We start from the raw sequence: 23186 nt of genomic DNA, 5'->3' as shown, positions 1-23186 counted from the left end.
ATGCCTTTGTATCACAATGACGACCAGGCGATGCTCAAGGACAGCGTCGCACCCTTCGTGGCCGAACAGGCGCCCGTTTCGCACCTGCGCAAACTGCGCGATACCGCCGACGCCACCGGTTTCTCGCGCGACCTCTGGGCGCAGTTCACCGAAATGGGGCTGCCCGGTATGCTCGTGCCCGAAGCGCATGGCGGGCTCGGCATGGGGCATATGGAAGCGGGCATCGTGCTCGAGGAAATCGGCCGCAACCTGACGCCTTCGCCGTTTCTTGCGACCAGTGTCGGCGCGGTCGCCGCGCTGGCGAAGGCGGGCGGCACGCAGGCGGGGCGCTGGCTCCCGGCGATCGCCAGCGGAGAGGCGATCATCGCGCTCGCGATCGACGAGGGCGCGAAGCACCGCCCCGACCGCATCGCGACAACCGCGACGCGCGCCGGCAACGGCTTCCGTCTCGACGGCAAAAAGAGCTTCGTCCTCCACGGCCATGTCGCCGACATGAGCATCGTCGCGGCCAAGACCGACGGTGGCATCACCCTGTTCGCGGTGCCGAAGGATGCCAAGGGCGTCACTGCCGACCCGCGCCGCCTCGTCGATTCGAGCCTCGCGAGCCATGTCACGCTCGACGGCGTCGAAGTCGATGCCGACGCCGTAATCGGCGAGGTCGATGCGGGTGGCGAGATTCTCGACGCCTTGCTCGCCGCCACCCGCACCGGCGCCGCCGCCGAAATGGTCGGCGTCGGGCAGGGCGCGATGGACATGACCGTCAATTATCTCAAGGAACGCAAGCAGTTCGGCAAGCTGATCGGCGAGTTCCAGGGGCTCCAGCACCGCGCTGCGCATCTCTATGGCGAAATGGAAGTCGCGCGCGCCACCGTGATGAAGGCGCAGCAGTTGCTCGACGAGGGCAGCGAGGGTGCAAAGCTGATGGTTTCGGTCGCCAAGGCCAAGGCCGGCCGCGCCGCCAACCTCGCGGTGCGCGAGGGCGTGCAGATGCACGGCGGCATCGGCATGACCGACGAATATGACATCGGCCTCTATATGAAACGCGACCGCGCGCTCGCCGAATATATGGGCGACGTGCATTATCACATCGACCAGGTCGCGCGGATGAACGGATACTAATCTCACCCCTCCCGCAAGCGGGAGGGGCAGCGAGACTTGCGAGCTTGCTCGCTAGTCGCAGCGGGGAGGGCATTGAGCCCACAAGCCCCACCCCAACCCTCCCCTGAAGGGGACGGAGAAAAAGGATGAGACAATGAACCTCCAAGACATGTTCGGCCTCGACGGCCGCATCGCGCTCGTTACCGGCGGATCGCGCGGCATCGGCAAGATGATCGTCGAGGGCTATCTCGCCGCAGGCTGCGCCCGTGTATACATTTCTGCGCGCAAGACGCAGCAGATCGAGGAAGCCGTCGCCGATTTCGAGACGCGCTACCCGGGCAAGGTCATTGGCCTGCCCGTCGATCTCGCGACCGTCGAGGGCTGCCGCGCGCTCGCCAAGGAACTCGAAGCGCGCGAGGAACGCCTTGACATCCTCGTCAACAATGCCGGCGCGGCGTGGGGCGAACCCTTCGAGGGTTTCCCCGAGGCGGGCTGGGACAAGGTGATGGACATCAACGTCAAATCGCCCTTCTTCCTGACGCAGGCACTGCATGGGCTGCTGAAAGCCGGCGGCACCGCCGACCGCCCGGCCAAGGTCATCAACATTGGCTCGATCGACGGCATGCGCCTCAACCCGTGGGAAACCTATAGCTATCACGCATCGAAGGCGGCGATTCTCTACCTTACCAAGCGCATGGCGGCGCGGCTGGTCACCGACCATATCCTCGTCACCGCGATCGCGCCGGGCGCCTTCCAGTCGGACATGAACAAGGCCGCGCGCGACCATGTCGACGCGGTGGCGAAGAGCATCCCGGTTAAGCGCATCGGCGTGCCCGAGGATATGGCTGGCGCCGCGATCTTCCTCGCGTCGAAAGCGGGCGACTATGTCGTCGGCGACACGATCACCGTCGACGGCGGGCTGGTGCACGGCGATTTGAAGACGAGCATCGACGCTTAAACCCGTCTTCGTCACCCCGGACTTGATCCAGGGTCCCGCTTTTGACGTTGCCAAGGGATGCCGGATCAAGTCCGGCATGACGAACGAGGGACCAATTGACTTAAACTCTCCAAGGTGTATTATGCAACTAATGCACCAAGGAGATTGTCCATGCGTCTCGCGTTCCTGATTCCCCCGATGATGCTCCTCGCCGCCTGCGGGTCGGAAGAGAAGAAGGCGGAGGGGGGCACCGAAGTGTCGATCAACGCCGAGGGCGACGGCGGCGGCGTGCAGATCAAGGCCGGCAAGGACGGCGGTAAGATCAAGATCGGCGGAGAAGGCGGCGGGATCGACATCAATGTCCCCGATTTTGTCGACCTCGATATCGAAAGCGACTTCGACATCGACGAGGTTAAGCTCTATCCGGGCAGCAAGGTGACCAAGGTCGACGTCAACGCGACCGACAAGGACGGCGCCGACAAAGCGACGGTGAAGCTCAGCTTTACCTCACCCGCGGCGCCGGCCAAGGCCGCCGACTGGATGGCCGGCGAATTTGCGAAGAAGGGCGTCGCGGTTACGCGCAGCGGCAACCGGCTCGCTGGCAAGGACAAGGACGGCGACGATTTTCGTATCGATTTTGTTCCCGACGGCGCGACCGCCAAGGGCGAAGTGGTGATCACGAAGGTCTGAGCAAGGCTTTGGTGTGCACCCCGGCGAAAGCGGGGACCCGGAATTCTCAAGCCGCGTCGGGCCCCGGCTTTCGCCGGGAGCACCTATTACCCGCTGTTCCGCAGCGCGGTTGCGATCGCGTTGATCGTGAGCTGGATGCCCTCGGCGATGCGCGGGTCGGTTTCGCCTGCGCGGTGGCGCTTCATCAGTTCGATCTGCAGCAGGTTGAGCGGCTCGATATAGGGCAGCCGCAGCCGGATCGACGCTTCGAGCGCCGGGTTCTTTTCGAGCAGCCGCGTCTGTCCGGTGATTTCGAGCAGCCCGTCGTGTGCGCGGTGCCAGCCGTCCCTGATCCGCCCGAAGATCGCGTCATGCCCGTCGACATCGCTCGCGAGCGCTGCATAGCGCGCCGCGATCCCCATGTCGGATTTCGCGAGCACCATCTCCATATTGCCGAGCAGCGCAGCAAAGAAGGGCGAGCTTTGCGCCATGTCGGCAAGCAGCGCCTTGTCCTCGAACGCCGCGAACGCTTCGCCCGTGCCGTACCAGCCGGGCAGCATCGTGCGCGCCTGCGCCCAGCTGAACACCCAGGGGATCGCGCGCAGATCCTCGATCGCGGTGCTCTTCTTGCGGCTCGACGGGCGCGATCCGATCTTGAGCGTTGCAATCTCGGCGATCGGCGTCATCGCACGGAAGAAATCCTTGAATGCCGGCGTGCCATAGACAAGGTCGCGATAGGCGGCGAAGGCGGTGTCCGATAACGCGTCCATCGCGGTGGTGAAGCGCTCGCTCGCATCGCCGCCAAGGCTCTCGGGCTCGAGGCTCGCAAGCAGGCTTGCCGATACCATCGCTTCCAGATTGGTCGCCGCGCTGTCGATCGTGCCATATTTGGCGGCAATCACTTCGCCCTGTTCGGTGATGCGGATGCGGCCCTGCACCGTGCCCGCGGGCTGCGCGCGGATCGCGGCAAAGGCGCTACCGCCGCCGCGCCCGACCGCGCCGCCGCGGCCGTGGAACAGTTGCATGGCGGTGTCGGCTTCGTCGAACACGGGGGTCAGCGCCTGCGACGCCTGATGCAACCCCCAAGTCGAGGTGAAATAGCCGCCGTCCTTGTTTGAATCCGAATAGCCGATCATCACTTCCTGATGCCCGCGCACCCCGACCTGCGGGCCGATTTCGGGCATCGCGAAATAGCGGCGCATGATGTCGGGCGCGCGGCTCAAATCGTCGATCGTCTCGAACAACGGCACGACCATCAGGTTGCTGGCGCCCGCGTCGGTGCCGCTCCGCCACAGCCCGCCCTCGCGCGCGAGGACATGGACCTCGAGCAGGTCGGACAGATCCTGCGCCATGCTGATGATCCACTGGCAGATCGCGTCGTTGCCTAGCCGCGCGCGCACGTCGGCGGCGGCATGGACGATCGCAAGCTCGCCCGCGGTTTCTTCGCTCCACTCGTGCCACGGCGCGGCGAGCGGACGGTCGCTTTGCAGTTCGGCGGTGAGCAGCGCGACGCGCGCTGCTTCGTCCAGCGCCAGATAATCGTCGCATACGCCCGCGACCTTGAGCAGCTCGGCGAGCACGCGCTCGTGCACCGCGCTGTTTTGCCGCATGTCGAGCGTCGCCAGATGGAACCCGAACACCTCGACCGCGCGGATCAGCCGCCCGAGCGCGCCGATACCCGCAAGCTGCCCCTTGCCGCTCGCCGATAGCCCGTTCGCGATGGTGACAAGGTCGCGGCGGAAGTCGGCGGGGGTGGCATAGGCCTCGCCCTTCAGCGCGCCGGGTCGCGGCGGCGACTTGCCGGTGATCGCCAGATAAGTTGCCGACAGCCGCGCGTAAATGCCCGACAAGGCGCGACGATAGGGCTCGTCGCCGCGGCTCGGCGCGGTGTCGCCGCTCGCCTCGGCCAGGGCCTCGACCGCTTCGGTCACGGGCGCTAGGCTCGACGACACCGACAGTTCGGCGCCGAGCGCATGGACCTGGTCGATATAATGGCCGAGCACCGCCGCGGCGTTGCGGCTGGTCGCCAACCGCAACGTCTCGGCGGTGACGAAGGGATTGCCGTCGCGGTCGCCGCCGATCCAGCTCCCGACGCGCAGGAAAGACGCGGGGCGCGTGCCCAGCTCCTTTTCCCATCGCGCGTAAAGCTTGGGCACCACAGGCAGAAAAACGTCGCGCAAATAGGTCAGCGCATTGTCGATCTCGTCGGCGACGAACAATTTCTGCGTGCGCAGCGGGCGCGTTTGCCACAGGAGAACGACCTGGCGCCGGATCGCTTCCTCGATCACATCGCCTTCGGGCGTTTCGTCGAGGCCGGCGTCGCGCATCCGCATCAGTTCGGCGACGCGGTTCTTGTGGTCGAGCACCGATTTGCGGCGCACCTCGGTCGGGTGCGCGGTGAGCACCGGCGCGACGAGCGAGGCGCCGAGCAGCGCGGCGACCGCGTCATCGTCGATCCCGTCGGCCTTCAGCGTTTCGAGCGCCGCCGCGACCGTCGCTTCGGGTTCGGCCGCGACGCCCTGCCGGTCCTCGGCAAGATTGGCGAGCATTGAGAAGAGCATGAAGCCGCGCACGAAGGAAATCGTGTCATCGAGGCTCAGCGCGTCGAGCCCCGGGTCGATCGCCTCGGCCCCCGCGATGCCGCGGTGCCGATCGACGCTCGACGATCGGATATATTCGGTCTGGCGGAACAATTTGTCGCCGCCATAAGCGCGGATGACGTCACCCAATATCCGCCCGAGATAGCGGATGTCGGGATTTTGCGAGATCTGGATAGGCGGGCCCATGCGCCGCTTGCTGCACCTGCGAAGATGCAGGGTCAAGCCGCGCATAGCTATGCGCGCGTTATATCAGTGCGTTCCGACTGAGCAGGGCGTTTCCGTATCGATCGCCGAGGTGCGATCGAATGTAACAGAATTACGCGGACCGATGCGAATCGCCGGCGACGAGCTATGCCATCACGGGCTGGAAGGGCGGCTGTGCTTCCTTCCCGGCCTCCGGCAGTCGCTCGTTCGGCGGATTTGTCCGACGCCTAACGCGTCCGAACCATGACCAGCGTGCCCATGTCGATCCGCGGGCGGCCATCGAAGGTCACGCCATTATGCGTATCGGTAATGAACATCAGCCGGCCCGATGCGTCGGTGATGCGCGCCGAGACCGAATAGCGGCCGCGCGGGTCGAGCTTCCGCTCGTCGACGGTCAGCGAAAAGGCGAAGGGCACCTGCCGGCCGTCGGCGGTGAACGACTGCTGCGCGATCGTCTTCGACGGCGCGTCCATCAGGCTAACGTCGGCGAGCTGGATTTCGACCTGCGCGGTGGGGGGCAGTGCCATGCGCTCGCGATAGGTGATATTGCCCGTGACCGACACCGGCGCTTCCGACGGCGGCATGATCGTCGCGCAGGCGGCGAGTAGCGGGGCGGCGATTGCACTGACGGCGAGAACGCGGGTGATGCGAACCATGATGTTTCTCCTTTTTCGATGGTTGGCGGGCGCCTAATGCCATCGAGGTGAACCCATGCTGTCGCGCCTGTTGTGTGCCCGTCAGCCTTCCAGTTCAACGTCCCAATAGAGCCAGTCGATCCAGCTTGTGTGCAGATAATTGGGCGGAAAGGCGCGGCCATTGTCCTGCAGCTGCCAGCTCGTCGGGCGCCACGGTTGGCGATAGAGCGGCATATGCGCCTGTTGCGGCGTGCGGCCGCCTTTTTTCAGGTTGCACGGCGCGCACGCGGTCGCGACATTTTCCCATGTCGTGCGCCCGCCCAGGCGTCGCGGCACGACATGGTCAAAGGTCAGATCCTTGCCCGACCCGCAATATTGGCACGCGAAACGGTCGCGCAGGAACAGATTGAAGCGCGTGAATGCCGGATGCTCCGACGGCTTCACATATTGGCGTAGCGCAATGACGCTGGGGATCGGCATCGTCCGCGTCGGCGAATGGATTTCGCGCTCGTAATTTTCGACGATGGTGACGCGGTCGAGGAAAACGGCCTTCACCGCGGTCTGCCAGGGCCAGAGGCTCAGCGGATAATAGCTCAGCGGCGTGTAATCGGCGTTGAGAACGAGCGCCGGACAGCTATCGGGATGCCGGGCAAGATCGGGATGAAACATGGCTTGGTAACGCTGCCCCCATTTCTTCACGGGATGGCGCGCCACTGCCTCCCGCGCGTGACACCATCATTACATGCCGCATCAGATTCTGGCGTCAAGGGGCTTCTGCCCGCAAGATATGGAATGATTGCCTTTGACTCGCCACAGCATATGGATTCATTGCGATGACCATGCTGACCCGTTTCGCCCCGAGCCCGACCGGCGAGTTGCACCTCGGCCATGCCTATAGCGCGGTTTTGGCGCATGACGCGGCGCGTGCGGCGGGCGGGCGTTTTCTGCTGCGCATCGACGATATCGATGGCAGCCGTTCGCGCGAGGATTATGTCGCGGCGGCGCTTGCCGACCTGGCGTGGCTCGGCCTCGACTGGGACGGCGATCCGCTGCGCCAGTCGGACCGGCTCAGCGATTATGCCGCTGCGCTCGATCGGCTTCGGGCGCAGGGCCTTGTCTATCCCTGCTTCTGTACCCGCGCCGATATCGCCGCCAGCCTGTCGGCGCCGCACGGTCCGTCGGGTGCGATCTATCCCGGCACCTGCCGCAATCTGCCCGCGGTCGAACGCGAACGGCGCATGGCGGACGAGCCGCATTGCTGGCGCCTCGACATGGCGCGCGCTGCCGCGCTGGCGGGCGAGCTTGCGTGGGATGAGGCGGGGCAGGGGCACCGCGTCGCCGACCCCGCCGCGCACGGCGATATCGTCCTCGCGCGCAAGGATGCACCCGCCTCCTATCACCTCGCAAGCACGCTCGACGACGCGGCTATGGGGATAACGCACGTCGTTCGCGGCGCCGACCTAGTCGCCTCGACCGACGTCCACCGGCTGCTGCAGGCGCTGCTCGGGCTGCCGACGCCGATCTACCGCCATCACGCACTCGTCTGCGGCCCCGACGGCAAAAGGCTCGCCAAGCGCGATGCCGCGGCGTCGTTGAAATCGCTGCGCGAAGCGGGCATCGATGGCCGTCGGCTCGCCGCCGATCTGGCGGTCGACAGGCTTCCTGCTGGCTATTCACTGCAAAATCCCTAAATAGAGGCTATGGAAATCCTGCTCGTCCTTGGCGTCGTGATCGCCGCCGGCTTCGTCCTCTTCTCGCTCGCGCGGGGGCTCTTCTATTTCTCGCAAGGGCACAAGGCCCAGATGGACGGCACGGTTCACGAGAATCAGGTGATGCAGAACAAGATGATGATGTCGCGCGTCAAATGGCAGGCGATCACGATCATCCTGCTCGTGCTGATCGGCTTGCTCGCCGCGGGCAGCTAAGCTGCGGCGATGGTCAAACTCAACAAGATCTACACGCGCACCGGCGACGACGGCACCACCGGCCTCGTCGACGGTTCGCGCATTGCCAAGTCCGACGCGCTGATGGCGGCGATCGGCGACGTCGACGAAGCGAACAGCGCGGTCGGCATCGCCGCCGCCGCGCTCGATCCGGCGAGCGACGAGGCCGCGATGCTCACCCGCATCCAGAACGAGCTGTTCGACCTCGGCGCGGACCTTGCGACCCCGCCCGACATCCAGTTCGGTTTCGGCCCGCACGACATGGCGCTGCGCATCGTGCCCGGCCAGATCGCTAGGCTGGAGGACGAGATCGATGCGATGAACGTGGCGCTGGGTGCGCTCAAAAGCTTCATCCTCCCCGGCGGCACAGAAGCCGCCGCCCGGCTTCACCTCGCGCGCACGGTGACGCGCCGCGCCGAACGCGCGGGCGTGGCAGCGGGGGCGGAACGCGACCTCAACCCGCTCGCGCTCGCTTATCTCAACCGCCTGTCGGACCATCTCTTCGTGCTCACACGCCACCTCAACGCCGCCGCGGGTGGCGACATCCTCTGGAAACCCGGCGCGACGCGTTGATTTCGGTCGCCTCGCGAAGGCGCGAGACGAACAATGTTCCCTTAATGTTCTAGACTTTGCCTCGCGCTGTAACCATAATCAGGTGAACCGCGAAACCGAATCGCACCTCGGGGGATTGTCTTAGCATGGCCAGCCGCACTGACGCTTCGACCCGCACCGACCCGATCGAGGCGCTGACCCGCCGCTTCGCTGCGACGCGGAGATTGTCGCTCGATCTTGTCGCGATGCTTTCCGACGCCGACGCCAGCGCGCAATCGATGCCCGACGCCTCGCCCGCCAAATGGCACCTTGCCCACACGACATGGTTCCTCGAAACCTTCGTCCTGCGCGATCATGTGCCGGGCTACGCGCTTTTCGACACGCGTTACCCCTATCTTTTCAACTCCTATTATGAAGCCGAAGGCCCCCGCCACGCCCGCCCGCATCGCGGCCTGCTGACGCGTCCGTCGCTCGAAGACGTGTGCGTCTGGCGCGCACATGTCGACGCCGCGGTCCAGAACGCGCTGCCCGATCTTCCGGCGAGCGCGCTGGCACTGATCGAGCTGGGCATCCATCACGAGCAGCAGCATCAGGAATTGCTGCTCACTGACATCAAGCATCTTTTTGCGCAAAACCCGCTCGGCCCGGCGGTGTGGGACACGCCGATCACGCGTGAAGTTCGGCAGTTTTCCGCCATGAATTGGGTCAAGGGTGCCGAAGGGATCGTCGCGATCGGCAATGGCGGTGGCGGCTTCGCCTTCGACTGCGAGGGACCGCGCCACGAAGTGCTGCTGACGCCGCACGCGCTCGCGAACCGCCCGGTCAACAACGGCGAATGGCAGGAATTCATCGCCGACGGCGGCTATCGCACCCCCTCGCTCTGGCTCAGCGACGGCTGGGCATGGGTGCAGGCCGAGGCTGTCGAAGCGCCCGCCTATTGGCGCGAGGGCCGGAACTTCACCCTCGCCGGGTGGCGCGAGATCGAACGTGCCGCGCCGGTGACGCACATCAGTTTCTTCGAGGCCGATGCCTTTGCGAGCTGGGCCGGCGCGCGGCTGCCGACCGAACAGGAATGGGAAGCGGCGGCTGCCTCCTTCGATTCCGCCGACGGGCAGCAACTCGATGCCGCCGGTGCGGTCCAGCCCCTGCCTGCGGTCGATGACATAGGGCTGCAACAGATGTTCGGCAGCGTGTGGGAATGGACCGGCAGCGCCTATCGCCCGTACCCGGGTTTCCGCGCCGCGCCCGGCGCGGTCGGCGAATATAATGGCAAGTTCATGAGCGGCCAGTTCGTGCTCCGTGGCGGCAGCTGCGCGACGCCGCGCGGCCATATGCGCGCGTCGTACCGCAATTTCTTCTATCCTCACCAGCGCTGGCAGTTCACTGGCCTGCGCCTAGCGAAAGATCTTTGACCATGGGTGTTGTGCGCAACCTTCGTCAGGTTTCGGCGGATGACGCGGGCGTCGACATCGCCTTTCGCGCCGACGTCCACGCTGGACTGTCGCAAGATCAAAAGGCAATTCCCGCGCGCTGGTTCTACGACGCGACCGGTTCGGCGCTGTTCGAAGACATCACGGCGCTCCCCGAATATTATCCGACGCGCAGCGAAACCGACCTGCTGACGCGCCACGCCGCGGACATTGCCGCGGCGATCGGGCCGGCGCGCGCGGTCGTCGAACTTGGCTCGGGCAGCTCGACCAAGACCCCGTTGCTCCTCGATGCGATCGACCCCGCCGCCTATGTTCCGGTCGATATTTCGGGCGATTTCCTCCGCGACAGCGCAGAGGCGCTCGCGGAGCGCTTTCCCAGGCTCGCTATCTATCCGGTGGAGGCCGACTTTACCCAGCGCGTCGAATTGCCGCGCGAAATATGCGCGCTCCCGAAACTTGGTTTCTTCCCGGGGTCGACGATCGGGAACATGGTGGCGCGAAGCGCGATCGACCTGCTCCGTAACTGGCGTGCGGCGCTCGGCGACGGGTCGCTGATGCTTATCGGTATCGACCGGATCAAGGACATCGGCATACTCGAAACCGCCTATGACGATCCGGCGGGAGTGACGGCGGCGTTCAACCTTAACCTTCTCGAACGGATCAACCGCGAACTCGGCGGCGATATAGCGGTCGAGAATTTCAGCCATCGCGCGGTCTGGGACGATGTTCACGCGCGCATCGAAATGCACCTCGTCGCCGCCTGCGAAATGGATTTCACGATCGACGGCCACGCCTATCATATGGCGAAGGGCGAGACGATCCATAGCGAAAACAGCCATAAATATGGACCACGCGACGCAAACCTGCTGCTCCGCGCCGGCGGCTGGACCCCGATTGCGACATGGGACGATGCCGAGCCCGCCTTTGCGCTGATCCTCGCGAAAGCGACCGAGTTCCGCTCGGCACCCTGACGCTCTGCCCTTGACGCGAGGGCCGCAAGCCGTAGGGGCACGGGCAAGGCTTCCAGCGAAAGGGCATATCATGATCGTCGGCGTTATCGGTGCGGGACAAATGGGTGCGGGAATTGCGCAGGTTTCGGCGGGCGCCGGCCACGACGTTCTCCTGTCCGACATCGACATCACGCGTGCCGAAGCCGGCAAGGCCGGCATCGCCAAGGCGCTCGCCCGGCTGGTATCGAAAGAGAAGATGACGCAGCCCGATGCCGACGCGCTGCTCGCCCGCATCGCACCCGTCGCCGACCATGCCGCCTTCGCACCCGCCGACCTGGTGATTGAGGCGGCAACCGAGCGCGAAGAAATCAAACGCACGATCTTCGCCAGCGTCGGCCAGCATCTCTCGGCCACCGCGATCCTCGCGTCGAACACCAGCTCGATCCCGATCACGCGCCTCGCGCAGGCCGCACCCGATGCGGCGCGCTTCATCGGGGTGCATTTTTTCAACCCGGTGCCCGTGATGGGCCTGATCGAACTGATCCGCGGCCTCGCGACGAGCGACGATACGCTGTCGAAAGTCGAAGCCTATGGCCGCGGTCTTGGCAAGGAGATCGTCCACGCCAACGACGCCCCCGGTTTCATCGTCAACCGCGTGCTGATGCCGATGATCAACGAAGCGGTGTTCGCGCTCGGCGAAGGCGTCGCGACGATGCAGGATATCGACGCCGGCTGCCGGCTTGGTCTCAATCACCCGATGGGACCGATCACGCTCGCCGACTTCATCGGTCTTGACACCTGCCTCGAAATCATCCGCGTGCTCTACAGCGGCACCGGAGATCCGAAATTCCGTCCCGCGCCCCTGCTTGTCCAATATGTCGATGCCGGCTGGGTAGGGAAAAAGGCCGGGCGCGGCTTCTACGACTGGACGGGCGAGGCACCCGTGCCGACGCGGTGAGCGGTTTCGACGCCGCGACCCTTGCCTTTTACGCGGCCGAAGCGCCGGTCTATGCGGCATCGGGGCCGTCGGGCGTTTCGCGCCACCTGGACGCCTTCCTCGACCGATTGCCGCAAGGCGCGGCGATCCTAGAACTCGGGTGCGGTGGCGGGCGTGACGCCGCGTATATGATCGCGCGCGGTTTCGCGGTCGAGCCGACCGACGGCACGGCCGAGATCGCGGCACAGGCCGAAGCTCGGCTGGGAAGGCCGGTCCGCGTCATGCGCTTCGGCGAACTGGCGGCTGCCGACCGCTACGATGCGATATGGGCGTCGGCCAGCCTGCTTCATGTGCCGCGCGGCGATCTGCCGGACGTCCTTGCGCGCATCCATCGCGCGCTGAAGCCCGGGGGGCTGCACTTCGCGAGCTACAAGGGCGGAGGATGCGAAGGGCGCGACCGTTTCGGCCGCTATTTCAACTATTTTTCTCGCGAGGAACTCGAGGCCGTGTATCGTGGATCTGCGCGCTGGGATGGTCTCGATCTCGCTGAAGGTATTGGCGGCGGCTATGACGGCGTGCAAGGGCCGTGGGTTCAGATCACCGTCCGCCGCCCGGTATAACACCGCCGATGGAGCCGAAAGCCGTCGTGCGCGTTATGTCCGCAAGATGATAGGGGATAATATGCTCATGCGTGACAAGGCCTTATTCGTTCTGGCGGCAGTGTTGCTGGCCGGAACCGCCGCTGCCAACGCCCAGCAGGGCGCACCGGAAGAATCGACGATCAAGGACACCGCCAACGAGGTGACCGAGCCGTTTGACGGCAAGGAGGTCCCGCCGAAATTGCTGGCGATACAGGAGAATCCCTATTCGCTCGACGGGATGGGAAAATGCGCCGCGATCATTCGCGAAGTTACCGAACTGAACGATGTTCTGGGCGCCGACGTCAACGAACAGGTCGACAAGAGCCGGGCGAAGAAGCGCGAGGAAACCGCCGGTCGTGTTGCCGGGACGGTTGCCGGCTCGATCATTCCCTTTCGCGGGCTGATCGGCGAGGTAACCGGCGCCAACGCCGAAAGACGGCGATACGCACTTGCCGTCTACGCGGGAACCGTGCGCCGGGGCTTTTTGAAAGGCGTGGGGCTCGAGCGCGGCTGCAAGGCCCCCGCCCGCCCCTGATCGCCTCCGTCAGAGCGGGGTGTAGACGATCCGGCAGCTTTCGGGCGCCGAGCGCAGCGCGGTGTTCCACGTCACCTCGTTGCCGTTCCGCTGGAGCCGCGCGCCCTTCCGGCTTTCATAGACCGCGCCGCCCGTCGATGGCGTCTGTTTCAGCACCATCGAGCCCCTGCCGTTGACGCGCACGATCGCCGTGTTGCCGACATAGTCGACCTTCAGCTTCGTACCGCGGTCGCAGTCGTAGCTGGTGCCGGTGTTGCGTGGCACCGACGAACAGGCGGCGAGAGCGAAGAGCGCGACGGCAGCCGTAAAAACCCTGATCGTCGTCATTCTCGCATCCCCCCTAATAACCCGACCGGACGCAGAGCACGTCGGCGAGATAGACTCGCCCGTTCACCGTTTCCATATGTTCGCGGGCCGACCCGTTCCAGCCGATGGAGCGACACCAATTGTCGGCCGCCTGCGCGGCGCAACTGGCGGTTGCCGACCCCCTCGCGCAGGCAAGGACGCGATAGTTGCGCTCGGACGGCTGCGTATGGAATTCGGCGAAATTGCCGCGTGCGACCTGATCATTGGCGGGCGGGCCGGGGTTCCAGCCGCCGCCCGCCGGCCGCATCGACTGGACGGTCATTCCGCGCAGGACAGTGTTGAGCATCGGCGTATCGCGTTCGACGGTGCGGCACCGGCCGCGATAGCGCGTCCTTTCGCACAATTCCCAGCGTCCATGGGGCACGCGGATCGAATTGACCGGCCAGCTGAGGCCGAGGTTCGGCTTTTCCTCGCCGATGAAAACCGCGGGGCCGCGATAGCCCGCGTCGCGATAGATGGTGGCTTCGGGGGGGCGGTACCGCTCGGTCTCGGCGGTCTGGGCATAGGAGTCGGCGAGGAACCCCGCTCCGACCGATGCCGCTACCGCGGCCAGAATCGACAAACGATAAGCGGTTTTCATCACAGCCTCCCATTTTGCAAACGCGACCCGGGATTCGTTATGTTCCGAGTTTACGGCATTCGTGGATGGCTTGCAAATTCTCCCAATTCCGTCAGCGCGACGGCCGGCGGTGCGTCATGGCGCCGTTTCGGGCGGCGGCGCGGGCGCGACGTCCGGCGCGGTGGCCGGGACGGCGGGAACGGCCGGTGCGGGCTTGGCGAGCGGTGGCGCAATGCCGAGCATCAGCCCGGCAAGCGCCGCCGACATCAGGTTCGACAGGCTGCCCGCAAGCAGCGCCTTGAGGCCGAGCTTGGCGATCATCGGGCGCTGGTTCGGCGCAAGCCCGCCGGTCACCGCCATCTGGATCGCGATCGAGCTGAAATTCGCAAAGCCGCAGAGCGCAAAGGTCGCGATTGCGACCGCCGCCATCGACATTTCGCCCTGCGCCCGGCCAAGATCGATGAAGGCCACGAATTCGTTGAGCACGACCTTGCTGCCGAACAGCCCGCCCACGGTCGCGCTTTCCTCCCACGGCACGCCCATCAGCCACATGACGGGGCGGAAGACCGCGCCGATAATCGCCTGAAACGACAGGCTTTCATAGCCGAACCAGCCGCCGATCCCGGCCAGGATGCCGTTGGCGAGCGCGACGAGCGCGACGAAGGCCATCACCATCGCGCCGACCGCGACCGCGAGCTTGACGCCGGTCTGGGCGCCCTGTGCCGCCGCCATGATGATGTTCGCGGGCTTTTCCTCGTCATGGCTCGCCTCGGGCATCACGACGGGTTCGATGCCGATATCCTTCGGATCGTCGGGCATCATGATCTTCGCCATCAAAATGCCGCCAGGTGCCGACATGAAGCTCGCGGCAAGCAGATAGGGCAGGAGGTGCGGGCCGATCATCCCCGCATAAGCGCCGAGGATCGTCCCCGCGACGCCCGCCATGCCGACCGTCATCACGGTGAACAGCTGCGGCGGCGTGAGGCCCGCGAGATAGGGCCGGATGACGAGCGGCGATTCGGACTGACCGACAAAGATGTTCGCCGCCGCGCCCAGGCTTTCAACCTTGGTGATGCCGGTGACCTTCTGAATCGCCCCGCCGACCCATTTGATGATCAGCTGCATGATGCCGAGATAATAGAGCACGGAGATGAGCGAGGCGAAGAAGATGATGACGGGCAGCGCACCGATCGCGAACACTGCCTTGCCATAAGGCGCTTGCGTCAGAACGTCACCGAACAGGAAGCGTGTGCCCTCGTCGGCATAGCTCAGGAGGTTCGACACCCCGTTCGACATCGCCTGAATCACCGCGCGCCCCCATGGCGTGCCGATCACCAGCACGGCGAAACCGGCCTGGAGCAGGAAGGCGGGGATAACGATGCGCGGGCGAATCCAGCGCCGGTTCGACGAAAAAAGCACGGCAATCGCAAGCAGTGCGACGATGCCGAGCAGTCCGATCAGGCGTTCCATAATATAGCTGCGTCCCCCGCAAGTTTAATGGGCCTGTCTAGCGGGCTTTGGCGCCGGGGCAAGGGCCGCGCGGCATGGGGCGGGCTGGCAGCCGTCCGGGGACCGTCGCCGGATTGCGCCTGCAGCCGGCGCAATTTCTTTCGAAAGGTCATGAAGGTCACGCCACGTACCCCTCCATTTTCGCTGCCGGTGCGGATCGCGGAAACGCCCAAAGCGCAATGAAGGATGGAATGGCTGGCATGATCATCGGGCGATCGTATGCGGCGCGAATATGTAGGACAGCAAAAAACGGCGGCCGGTTCGGCGACCGAAGAGACGTCGCTTTCATGAAAGGACGAGCGCCCCGTCCGCGCAATAGCCATCATTTCGCGGTCTTTCCAGCGCCGGCAAAAGCGATTAAGCGGCCTCGATGGAAAATAGCTCTTCGCGCGTGATCGCGCCCTCGTTGCTGCTGTTCGCAATCCTCTACGGCGGCATGGTTCCGCTCGGCGGGTTCCTGGGGGCAAAGCAGGTGGCGCTCGGTCCGCTGGCGGTCGAGGCAGGGATTTTCCCTTTCCTCACGCTGATCGCGATTTCGAGCGGCATCGCCGAACTCCATGGACGTGTCGTGGCTGACAGGCTGGTGCGGCTGGGCTTCATCCCGCTTATCCTCGCGATCATCCTGACGGTGTTCGTGCTGCAGTTGCCGACCGACGAGGGCATGTACGAGCCCGCCAAGGAAGCCTTCCCGATCATCGTCGGACAGGGCTGGCGGATGATGGCGGCAGGTATTCTTGCCTATGGGGTGTCGGTCAGCCTCAACGTCTGGCTCTTTTCGCGAATGACCGCGAACAACGGCCGATTGCTGCCCTTGCGTGGTTTCGTTGCCGCGGCGCTCAGCCAGATCATCGACACGTTGATCTTCATTACCGTCAGCTTTTATGGCGTCCGCCCGATCGGCGACCTGATGCTCGGGCAGATGATCGCCAAGGTCGTGCTGTCGGCAGTGATGGTGCCGCTGCTGGTGATGGCGGTGGTCGCGATTGGCCGCCGCCTCGATGCAAAGACCGCCGGATGATGCCTGTGACCGATCCCTCGAACATGCCCGACCTGCTTGCCAAGGCCGAAACGCTCGTCGAAGCGCTGCCCTATCTGCAGCGCTATGCCGGCGAGACCTTCGTGATCAAATATGGTGGCCACGCGATGGGCGACCCGGAGGCGCAGCGCGATTTCGCCGAGGATGTCGTGCTGCTGAAAGCCGTCGGCATCAACCCTGTCGTGGTGCACGGCGGCGGACCCCAGATCGGCCGGATGCTGAAACAGCTCGGGATCGAATCGACCTTCGTCGGGGGGCTGCGCGTCACCGATGCCGCGACCGCGGAAGTCGCCGAAATGGTCCTGGCGGGCAAGATCAACAAGGAAATCGTCAGCTGGATCGCGGGACTCGGCGGCCGCGCGGTCGGCATTTCGGGCAAGGACGCCAATCTCGTCCTCGCCGAAAAGGTCCGGCGCACCGAACCCGACCCCAATTCGGGGATCGAGCGCCATGTCGACCTCGGCTTTGTCGGCGAACCCGTCGCGGTCGATCCGACGATCCTGACCAATTTGACGAACGACAATTTCATTCCGGTCGTCGCGCCCGTCGCGCTCGGCGCCGACGGTGCGACCTATAATATCAACGCCGACACGATGGCGGGCGCCATCGCGGGGGCGCTCGGCGCGAAACGCTTTTTCCTGCTGACCGACGTCGCGGGCGTGCTCGACAAGTCGGGCGCACTGCTGACCGACCTCGACCGCGCGGCGATCGATGCGCTCAAGGCCGACGAGACGATTACCGGCGGGATGATCCCCAAGGTCGAAACCTGCGTGGCCGCAGTCGATGCGGGAGTCGAGGCGGCGGTCATCCTCGACGGACGTATCCCGCACGCGATGCTGCTGGAAATTTTCACCACAAGGGGTGCGGGGACGCTCATTCACCGCTAAAAGCGCTTTTCTCGACCTTCTGGCCGGAGCCCCCAATGTATCTGATGTTTCTTCAAATTCTGTCGATCCTGCTCAACATCCTGTGGTGGATCATCATCGTGCAAGCCGTGATGTCATGGCTGATCGCGTTCAACGTCATCAACACGCACAATGATTTCGTGAACCAGCTCTGGCAGGTCCTCGAGAGGATTACCGAGCCCCTCTACCGCCCCTTCCGCCGCATCATGCCCGATTTCGGCGGGCTCGACCTGACGCCGATGGTCGTGCTGATCCTGATCATCATCCTGCAGGGACCGGTGATTTCCTATCTCTATACGCTCGGTATGAACAGCGGGGCGATCTGACATGGCCGATGACGCGCGCGTAATCGACGGCAAGGCGTTCGCCGCGGGGCTGCGCGCGCGGATCGCCGCGGCGGTTCCGGCATTCGAGGCGGCGACCGGCCGCGCACCCGGCCTCGCGGTGGTGCTGGTCGGCGACGATCCGGCGAGCGCGGTCTATGTCGGCTCGAAGGGCAAGGCGACCGTCGCGGCGGGCATGGCGAGTTTCGAACATCGCCTGCCCGCAAGCGCGACGCAGGCCGAGGTCGAAGCCTTGCTGCGCCAGCTCAATGCCGATGAAGCGGTCGACGGAATCCTGCTGCAATTGCCGCTGCCCGGCCATCTCGACGAACAGGCGGCGGTGGCGGCGATCGACCCCGAAAAGGACGTCGACGGGTTGACCCCGGTCAGCGCAGGGCGACTTGCGCTCGGTATCCCGGGCATGGTGCCGTGCACCCCCTATGGCTGTCTGCTGCTGCTTCAGGACCGGCTCGGCGACCTGTCGGGCAAGGACGCGATCGTCGTCGGCCGCTCGATCCTCGTCGGCAAACCGATGGGCCAATTGCTGCTCGGCGCCAATTGCACGGTGACGATGGCGCACAGCCGGACGAAGGACCTGCCGGCGCTTGTCCGCCGCGCCGACATCGTCGTGGCAGCGGTCGGCCGCGCCGAGATGGTCAAGGGCGACTGGATCAAGCCTGGCGCGATCGTGATCGACGTCGGCATCAATCGCCTGCCGGCGGGCGAGGGCGAAACGAAGGGCCGGCTGGTCGGCGACGTCGACTATGCCGCAGCGGTGGGGGTCGCCGATGCGATTACCCCGGTGCCCGGCGGCGTCGGCCCGATGACGATCGCTTGCCTGCTGCGCAACACGCTTGTCGCCGCGCACCGGCGTGCGGGGCTTGCCGATCCGGAGGGTTTTTGATGCGTATTTGGCCGGTCGCCCTTGTCGCTGCGTCGATGCTTGCGAGCTGCGCGGCCCCGCATGACGAATTCCGCAATCGGCCGCTCGCCGCGAACCCCAGCGCTTTCGTGGCGGCCGAAATCGGCTTTGCCCGGCTCGCGCAAGAGAAGGGGCAATGGACGGCGTTCCGCGAAACCGCGCATCCCGATGCCGTCATGTTCGTGCCCGAGCGCGTCAAGGCGGAAGGCTGGCTGAAATCGCAGAAGGACCCGGCCGAGGCGGTGAAGTGGCAACCGCACGCCGTCTATGTCAGCTGCGACGGCAATGCCGGCGTTACGACGGGCGCCTGGCAAAAGGGTCCGGCGCACGGCTATTTCACGACGGTTTGGCTCCGCGACGAAAAAGGCCGGATTCGCTGGGCTCTCGACCATGGCGACGCCCTGACAACGCCGCGCGAGGCGCCCGATTTCATCGCGTCGAAACTTGCGACGTGCGGGTCGCGGCCGGCGGTGCCGATCGAGGCGGGCGGCGAGGGCGAGGATATGGCGGTCGGCCTGTCGGCGGACCAGACGCTGAGCTGGACCTCGACCGTTCGTGCCGACAAGTCGCGCCGCATCACCATCCGTTTGTGGGACGGCAAGACGATGGCGACCGTCATCGACGACCAGGTCGCGGCGCCCAAACAGCCATGATCGACCTTTTCATCTCGGCCTTTGTCACGCTGTTCGTCGTGATCGACCCGCCGGGCTGCGCGCCCATCTATGCCAGCCTGACGGGCGGCGCGAGCGCGCAGCAGCGCCGGTCGATGGCGATCCGTGCGACGATTATCGCGGGCCTCATCCTCGTTTTCTTTGCGATGTTCGGCGAAGCGCTCTTGAGCTTCCTTCACATCGATCTCGACAGTTTCCGCATCGCGGGCGGAATCATGCTGTTCATCATCGCGATCGACATGGTGTTCGAAAAGCGCACCGAACGCCGCGAGCAGCGCGCCGAAAAGGTGATGGCAACCCCCGAGATCGAAGATGTGTCGGTGTTCCCGATGGCGATGCCGATGCTCGCCGGCCCGGGGTCGATCGCCTCGGTGATGCTGCTCGTGTCGCAGAACAACGGGCTCGAGCGGGCATTCGTGATCTTTGGCGCGCTGCTGCTCGTGCTGCTGCTGACGCTCGCCGCGCTGCTTGCCGCCGGGCCGCTGATGCGGCTGATCGGCAACAAGGGCGAGGCGGTGATCACCCGCCTGCTCGGCGTCTTGCTCGCCGCGCTCGCCGCGCAGTTCGTGATCGACGGGCTCAAAGCAAGCTTCGCCAGCCTGGGATAAAAAGGGGCGCCGCCTTTCGGCGACGCCCTTTCTTTTCCACGGGAATGGAACCTTGTTACCGCGCCGCGTTGACGTCGGCCTGTGTGACCGGCGCGATGCGGATTTCGACGCGGCGGTTGCACTGATAATCGGCCTCGCTGCGTTCGGGCGCGCATTTCAGCTGCGATTCGCCGTAACCGAGCGTCGCCATGCGCGCGCGCTGGATGCCGCGACCGGCAAGATAGTCGGCGACCGACGCGGCACGGCGTTCGGACAGACCCTGGTTGTAGCTGTCGCTGCCGGTCGAATCGGTGTGGCCATAGACGTCGATATAGGTGCTCGGATATTCGGCGAGCGTCGAGGCGACATTATCGAGCGCGCTGCGGAACTGCGATTTGACCATCGCGCTGTTGAGATCGAAGGTCACGTCGCCGGGCATGTTGAGCACGAGCTGGTCGCCCTGGCGTTCGACGTCGATGCCGGTGCCCGCGGTGCGTTCGCGCAGCTTCTTTTCCTGCTGGTCCATATAGTAGCCGACGCCCGCACCGGCGACCGCGCCGATGCCTGCCCCGACGATTTCTTCGGTCCGGCTGTTGCGGCCGCCGATCAGGTCGCCGAGCAGATAGCCGCCAAGCGCGCCGCCGACGCCGCCGATCGCGGCCTTCGATATTTTCCGTTCGCCGGTCACGGGGTCGGTGACGCAGCCGGTCAGCGCGATCGCGCCGATGCTGGTCAAAATGGTGAGCTTGATCGTCCTGCTAGTCATTTTTCGCTCCCTTTATCGCGCGGATGCCTTTGGCTTCCGGCATCCCGCGCCTGTGTGCCGATAACATATGGCCGGCGATCTGGTTCCCGAATTCGGCTGAATGATCGCTGAGCCTCCCGTTCAGCCGTGCGCCATTGTGCAATGCCGCGGCTTTCGCTTATAGGGAGAATATGACCGAAGCTGACAGGGGCCGGGCGCCGACGCGCCGTACGACCGCCCGATGACCCCTTTTCCCTGGTCGGATGTCGTGATCATCCTGATCCTCATCCTCTTCAATGGCGTTTTCGCCATGTCCGAACTCGCGATCGTTTCGGGGCGCGACCCCCGGTTGCAAGCGGCCGAAAAGCGCGGCAGCCGCGGCGCGAAGATTGCGCGCCAGCTGGCCTCCGATCCCGGCCGCTTCCTGTCGACGGTGCAGGTCGGGATCACGCTGATCGGCGTGCTGACAGGCGCCTATTCGGGCGCGAGCCTGGGCCAGCCCGTCGCCGACCGGCTGGCCGCCTGGTTCAGTCTCGAGGCGGAGACGGCGGAGGCGGCGGGGTTCGCCGCGGTGATCGCGCTGACCACCTATTTCTCGCTGATCGCCGGCGAACTGGTGCCCAAGCAGTTTGCGCTGCGCTCGCCCGAACGGATCGCGATCTTCATGGCGCCGCCGATGTACTGGCTGGCGCGCGTCGCCGCGCCGCTCGTCTGGCTGCTCGACAATAGTTCGGGCCTCGTCTTTCGCCTGCTCGGGCTCAATCGCGAATCGGAAGATCGCGTCACCGCCGAGGAGCTGCACCTAATCGTCGCCGAAGCGTCGAAGTCGGGCGTGATCGAGGAAAGCGAGCGCGCGATCATTTCGGGCGTCGTACGCCTGGCCGACCGTCCGGTGCGCGAGGTGATGACGCCGCGCAAGGACGTCGACTGGATCGACGTTTCGCTCGACGCGCGCGCCGTCCGCGACAAGCTGGTCGAAACGCCGCACAGCCGCCTGCCGGTGGCGCGCGGGTCGGTCGACGATATCGTCGGCGTGGTGCAGGCGCGCGATATCGCGGCGGCGCTGTTCCGCGGCGAGGCGATCGACCTGGAGCAATTGATGCGCCCGGCGAAGGTCATCCACGACCAGATCGACGCGATGGACGCGCTCGAGGGGTTGCGCGCGGCCGAAGTGCCGATGCTGCTCGTCCATGACGAATATGGCCATTTCGACGGGCTGGTGACGCCCGCCGACCTGCTTTCGGCGATCGCGGGCGAATTCGCGTCGGACCAGGATATCGGCAGCGAGCCCTTCGTCGTCGAGCGCGACGACGGCAGCCTGCTCATCGCGGGATCGATGCCCGCCGACCAGATGGCCGAGCGGCTGGGGATCGAACTGGGCGAGGACCGCGATTATGCGACCGCGGCGGGGCACGTCCTCGCGATCCTCAAGCACCTGCCGACCGAGGGCGAAAAATTCACCGACAGGGGCTGGCGCTTCGAGATTGTCGACATGGACGGGCGCAAGATCGACAAGCTGCTCGTCACCGAATTGTCGAAGCCGAAGGACGGCGAGGACGAATAGGCAGGGCTTAAAGCCGCAAAAGCCCCGCATTGGCGCCTTCAAAATATGTCCTTTGAGGCTGCAAGTGGCGCGAGAGGGGCTGGAGGAATAGGATGTGCCGGCGCGCCGGCGGGGTGTTCTGTTCCATCGACCAGCTTGAAGCACGATCGGATAATGTAGGAATGCGTTATTCAAACGTCTGCCATGGGGTGGGGAGCGACCGTCGGTTCCGCCCTCTCGTCACCCCGGACTTGATCCGGAGACCATGACTTCGACGCCGCGACGGATCCCGGATCAAGTCCCGGAGGACGATGGGTCGAATATGCTCCCCGTGACGCAGCCAAGGGGCGGATTTTTATGTCCGCTCCCGCGGTCGTCGGCCGCCGTTAAAGCTCCCCGCCGAGCGCGCCATATTTTGCCTCGAAGCCGGCCTTGTCGCCGCGCGCGAGATAGCCCGCCTGGTCGACGATATTGTCGCGCGCAATGCGGCCCTGGAAGGCACCGAGCTGTGCGTCGATGCGGGCGATGTCGGCTTCGGTCCAGTCGGCGATCTGTTGGAAGCTGGTGACGCCGAGACCGCTTAGCAGCACCGCGAGCTTGGGGCCGACGCCTTTGAGCAATTGCAGATTGTCGGGGCCGGTTTTGGCGGGGGTCGGTGCAGGCTTTGCCGCAGGCGGCGGCGGGACGGTCGGTTCTTCGGGGATCGCGGCCGTTTCAGCCGGCTTGGGCTTTGCGGCCGCCTTTTTGGGTGCGGCCTTGGTCGCCGCCTTTGCTGGCGGCTTGGCAGCGGCTTTCTGCGCCGCGTCCCTGGCCGCGGGCTTCTTGGCGGCGGGCTTGGGTTTCGACGTCGGGGCCGGGGCTTCGGCGGCGGGTTCAGGCGCGGTAATCG

At 65.3% G+C, this 23186-nt stretch carries 26 protein-coding genes; 18 read left to right on the top strand and 8 right to left on the bottom strand.

Annotated features, from left to right (window positions below; genetic code table 11):
• The 3 genes from ATE71_RS11430 (at position 1) to ATE71_RS11420 (ending at position 2725) form a co-directional block, all read left to right on the top strand.
• The gene (locus tag ATE71_RS11430; RefSeq protein ID WP_058803430.1) at positions 1 to 1119 is read left to right on the top strand and encodes an acyl-CoA dehydrogenase family protein; all 1119 of its coding nucleotides are present in this window, start codon (positions 1 to 3) and stop codon (positions 1117 to 1119) included.
• Positions 1120 to 1252: 133 nt separating this feature from the next.
• On the top strand, positions 1253 to 2056 hold the full coding sequence (locus ATE71_RS11425) for an SDR family oxidoreductase (protein ID WP_058803429.1): 804 nt from the start codon (positions 1253 to 1255) through the stop codon (positions 2054 to 2056).
• Positions 2057 to 2206: 150 nt separating this feature from the next.
• Positions 2207 to 2725, top strand: a complete 519-nt coding sequence (locus ATE71_RS11420) for a hypothetical protein (protein ID WP_058803428.1) — start codon at positions 2207 to 2209, stop codon at positions 2723 to 2725.
• 86 nt (positions 2726 to 2811) lie between these two features.
• Here the strand turns inward: ATE71_RS11420 and ppc are convergent, their stop codons facing one another.
• The 3 genes from ppc to ATE71_RS11405 all read right to left on the bottom strand — a co-directional run bounded on the left by ppc (position 2812) and on the right by ATE71_RS11405 (position 6812).
• On the bottom strand, positions 2812 to 5490 hold the full coding sequence (gene ppc, locus ATE71_RS11415) for a phosphoenolpyruvate carboxylase (RefSeq protein WP_058803427.1): 2679 nt from the start codon (positions 5488 to 5490) through the stop codon (positions 2812 to 2814).
• Positions 5491 to 5735: 245 nt separating this feature from the next.
• Positions 5736 to 6164 (bottom strand): YbaY family lipoprotein, encoded by a 429-nt coding sequence (locus ATE71_RS11410; RefSeq protein WP_058803426.1) that lies wholly within the window; start codon positions 6162 to 6164, stop codon positions 5736 to 5738.
• Between the two features lie 81 nt (positions 6165 to 6245).
• Complete coding sequence (locus ATE71_RS11405; RefSeq protein WP_037553138.1) at positions 6246 to 6812, bottom strand: HNH endonuclease; 567 nt, start codon at positions 6810 to 6812, stop codon at positions 6246 to 6248.
• A gap of 170 nt (positions 6813 to 6982) precedes the next feature.
• Between ATE71_RS11405 and gluQRS the strand changes: the two genes are divergently transcribed.
• The 8 genes from gluQRS (at position 6983) to ATE71_RS11365 (ending at position 13131) form a co-directional block, all read left to right on the top strand.
• Positions 6983 to 7834: a tRNA glutamyl-Q(34) synthetase GluQRS gene (gluQRS, locus tag ATE71_RS11400; protein WP_082665179.1), complete on the top strand. Its 852-nt coding sequence runs from the start codon at positions 6983 to 6985 to the stop codon at positions 7832 to 7834.
• 9 nt (positions 7835 to 7843) lie between these two features.
• Entirely contained in the window at positions 7844 to 8068 is a 225-nt protein-coding gene (locus ATE71_RS11395; RefSeq protein WP_058803424.1) for an HIG1 domain-containing protein, read from the top strand.
• 9 nt (positions 8069 to 8077) lie between these two features.
• Entirely contained in the window at positions 8078 to 8659 is a 582-nt protein-coding gene (locus tag ATE71_RS11390; protein ID WP_058803423.1) for a cob(I)yrinic acid a,c-diamide adenosyltransferase, read from the top strand.
• A gap of 125 nt (positions 8660 to 8784) precedes the next feature.
• Complete coding sequence (gene egtB / locus ATE71_RS11385) at positions 8785 to 10050, top strand: ergothioneine biosynthesis protein EgtB (protein ID WP_058803422.1); 1266 nt, start codon at positions 8785 to 8787, stop codon at positions 10048 to 10050.
• Between the two features lie 2 nt (positions 10051 to 10052).
• Entirely contained in the window at positions 10053 to 11039 is a 987-nt protein-coding gene (gene egtD / locus ATE71_RS11380) for an L-histidine N(alpha)-methyltransferase (RefSeq protein WP_058803421.1), read from the top strand.
• A 70-nt stretch (positions 11040 to 11109) separates the two neighbouring features.
• On the top strand, positions 11110 to 11976 hold the full coding sequence (locus tag ATE71_RS11375) for a 3-hydroxyacyl-CoA dehydrogenase NAD-binding domain-containing protein (protein ID WP_058803420.1): 867 nt from the start codon (positions 11110 to 11112) through the stop codon (positions 11974 to 11976).
• Complete coding sequence (locus ATE71_RS11370) at positions 11973 to 12575, top strand: class I SAM-dependent methyltransferase (RefSeq protein WP_058803419.1); 603 nt, start codon at positions 11973 to 11975, stop codon at positions 12573 to 12575. Before ATE71_RS11375 ends, ATE71_RS11370 begins: the two co-directional genes overlap by 4 nt.
• Positions 12487 to 13131 carry a hypothetical protein gene (locus ATE71_RS11365; protein ID WP_235587987.1) on the top strand — a complete coding sequence of 215 codons (645 nt, stop codon included), beginning with the start codon at positions 12487 to 12489 and terminating at the stop codon, positions 13129 to 13131. The genes ATE71_RS11370 and ATE71_RS11365 overlap by 89 nt, the downstream gene beginning before the upstream one ends.
• A 9-nt stretch (positions 13132 to 13140) precedes the next feature.
• On the opposite strand, the gene ATE71_RS11360 is transcribed toward ATE71_RS11365, so the two are convergent.
• The 3 genes from ATE71_RS11360 to ATE71_RS11350 all read right to left on the bottom strand — a co-directional run bounded on the left by ATE71_RS11360 (position 13141) and on the right by ATE71_RS11350 (position 15526).
• Positions 13141 to 13458 (bottom strand): MliC family protein, encoded by a 318-nt coding sequence (locus ATE71_RS11360; RefSeq protein ID WP_058803417.1) that lies wholly within the window; start codon positions 13456 to 13458, stop codon positions 13141 to 13143.
• Positions 13459 to 13471: 13 nt separating this feature from the next.
• Positions 13472 to 14077, bottom strand: a complete 606-nt coding sequence (locus tag ATE71_RS11355; protein WP_058803416.1) for a beta/gamma crystallin-related protein — start codon at positions 14075 to 14077, stop codon at positions 13472 to 13474.
• Positions 14078 to 14191: 114 nt separating this feature from the next.
• Positions 14192 to 15526: a NupC/NupG family nucleoside CNT transporter gene (locus ATE71_RS11350; RefSeq protein ID WP_058803415.1), complete on the bottom strand. Its 1335-nt coding sequence runs from the start codon at positions 15524 to 15526 to the stop codon at positions 14192 to 14194.
• Between the two features lie 409 nt (positions 15527 to 15935).
• Here ATE71_RS11350 and ATE71_RS11345 point away from each other — a divergent pair, with 409 nt between their 5' ends.
• The 6 genes from ATE71_RS11345 to ATE71_RS11320 are packed head-to-tail and all read left to right on the top strand — an operon-like array spanning position 15936 to position 20030.
• On the top strand, positions 15936 to 16583 hold the full coding sequence (locus ATE71_RS11345; RefSeq protein ID WP_058803414.1) for a queuosine precursor transporter: 648 nt from the start codon (positions 15936 to 15938) through the stop codon (positions 16581 to 16583).
• Complete coding sequence (argB, locus tag ATE71_RS11340) at positions 16580 to 17488, top strand: acetylglutamate kinase (RefSeq protein ID WP_058803413.1); 909 nt, start codon at positions 16580 to 16582, stop codon at positions 17486 to 17488. The genes ATE71_RS11345 and argB overlap by 4 nt, the downstream gene beginning before the upstream one ends.
• A 35-nt stretch (positions 17489 to 17523) precedes the next feature.
• Positions 17524 to 17832, top strand: a complete 309-nt coding sequence (locus tag ATE71_RS11335; protein ID WP_058803412.1) for a YggT family protein — start codon at positions 17524 to 17526, stop codon at positions 17830 to 17832.
• A 1-nt stretch (position 17833) separates the two neighbouring features.
• Positions 17834 to 18733 (top strand): bifunctional methylenetetrahydrofolate dehydrogenase/methenyltetrahydrofolate cyclohydrolase FolD, encoded by a 900-nt coding sequence (gene folD, locus ATE71_RS11330; protein WP_058803411.1) that lies wholly within the window; start codon positions 17834 to 17836, stop codon positions 18731 to 18733.
• On the top strand, positions 18733 to 19404 hold the full coding sequence (locus ATE71_RS11325; RefSeq protein WP_058803410.1) for a hypothetical protein: 672 nt from the start codon (positions 18733 to 18735) through the stop codon (positions 19402 to 19404). Before folD ends, ATE71_RS11325 begins: the two co-directional genes overlap by 1 nt.
• Complete coding sequence (locus tag ATE71_RS11320; protein WP_058803409.1) at positions 19401 to 20030, top strand: MarC family protein; 630 nt, start codon at positions 19401 to 19403, stop codon at positions 20028 to 20030. The genes ATE71_RS11325 and ATE71_RS11320 overlap by 4 nt, the downstream gene beginning before the upstream one ends.
• Positions 20031 to 20085: 55 nt before the next feature.
• Here the strand turns inward: ATE71_RS11320 and ATE71_RS11315 are convergent, their stop codons facing one another.
• Positions 20086 to 20775 carry an OmpA family protein gene (locus ATE71_RS11315; RefSeq protein ID WP_058803408.1) on the bottom strand — a complete coding sequence of 230 codons (690 nt, stop codon included), beginning with the start codon at positions 20773 to 20775 and terminating at the stop codon, positions 20086 to 20088.
• A gap of 220 nt (positions 20776 to 20995) precedes the next feature.
• Between ATE71_RS11315 and ATE71_RS11310 the strand changes: the two genes are divergently transcribed.
• Positions 20996 to 22318 (top strand): hemolysin family protein, encoded by a 1323-nt coding sequence (locus tag ATE71_RS11310; protein WP_058803407.1) that lies wholly within the window; start codon positions 20996 to 20998, stop codon positions 22316 to 22318.
• A gap of 365 nt (positions 22319 to 22683) precedes the next feature.
• Here the strand turns inward: ATE71_RS11310 and ATE71_RS11305 are convergent.
• Positions 22684 to 23186, bottom strand: a 503-nt coding sequence (locus ATE71_RS11305) for a hypothetical protein (protein WP_414892803.1), incomplete at its 5' end; no start/stop codon positions are given.

The organism is Sphingopyxis sp. H115 (assembly GCF_001468465.1).
Classification (GTDB): Bacteria; Pseudomonadota; Alphaproteobacteria; order Sphingomonadales; family Sphingomonadaceae; genus Sphingopyxis.
The sequence above is the reverse complement of the archived record's forward strand: the minus strand, read 5'-3'. Positions and strand labels throughout refer to the sequence as shown.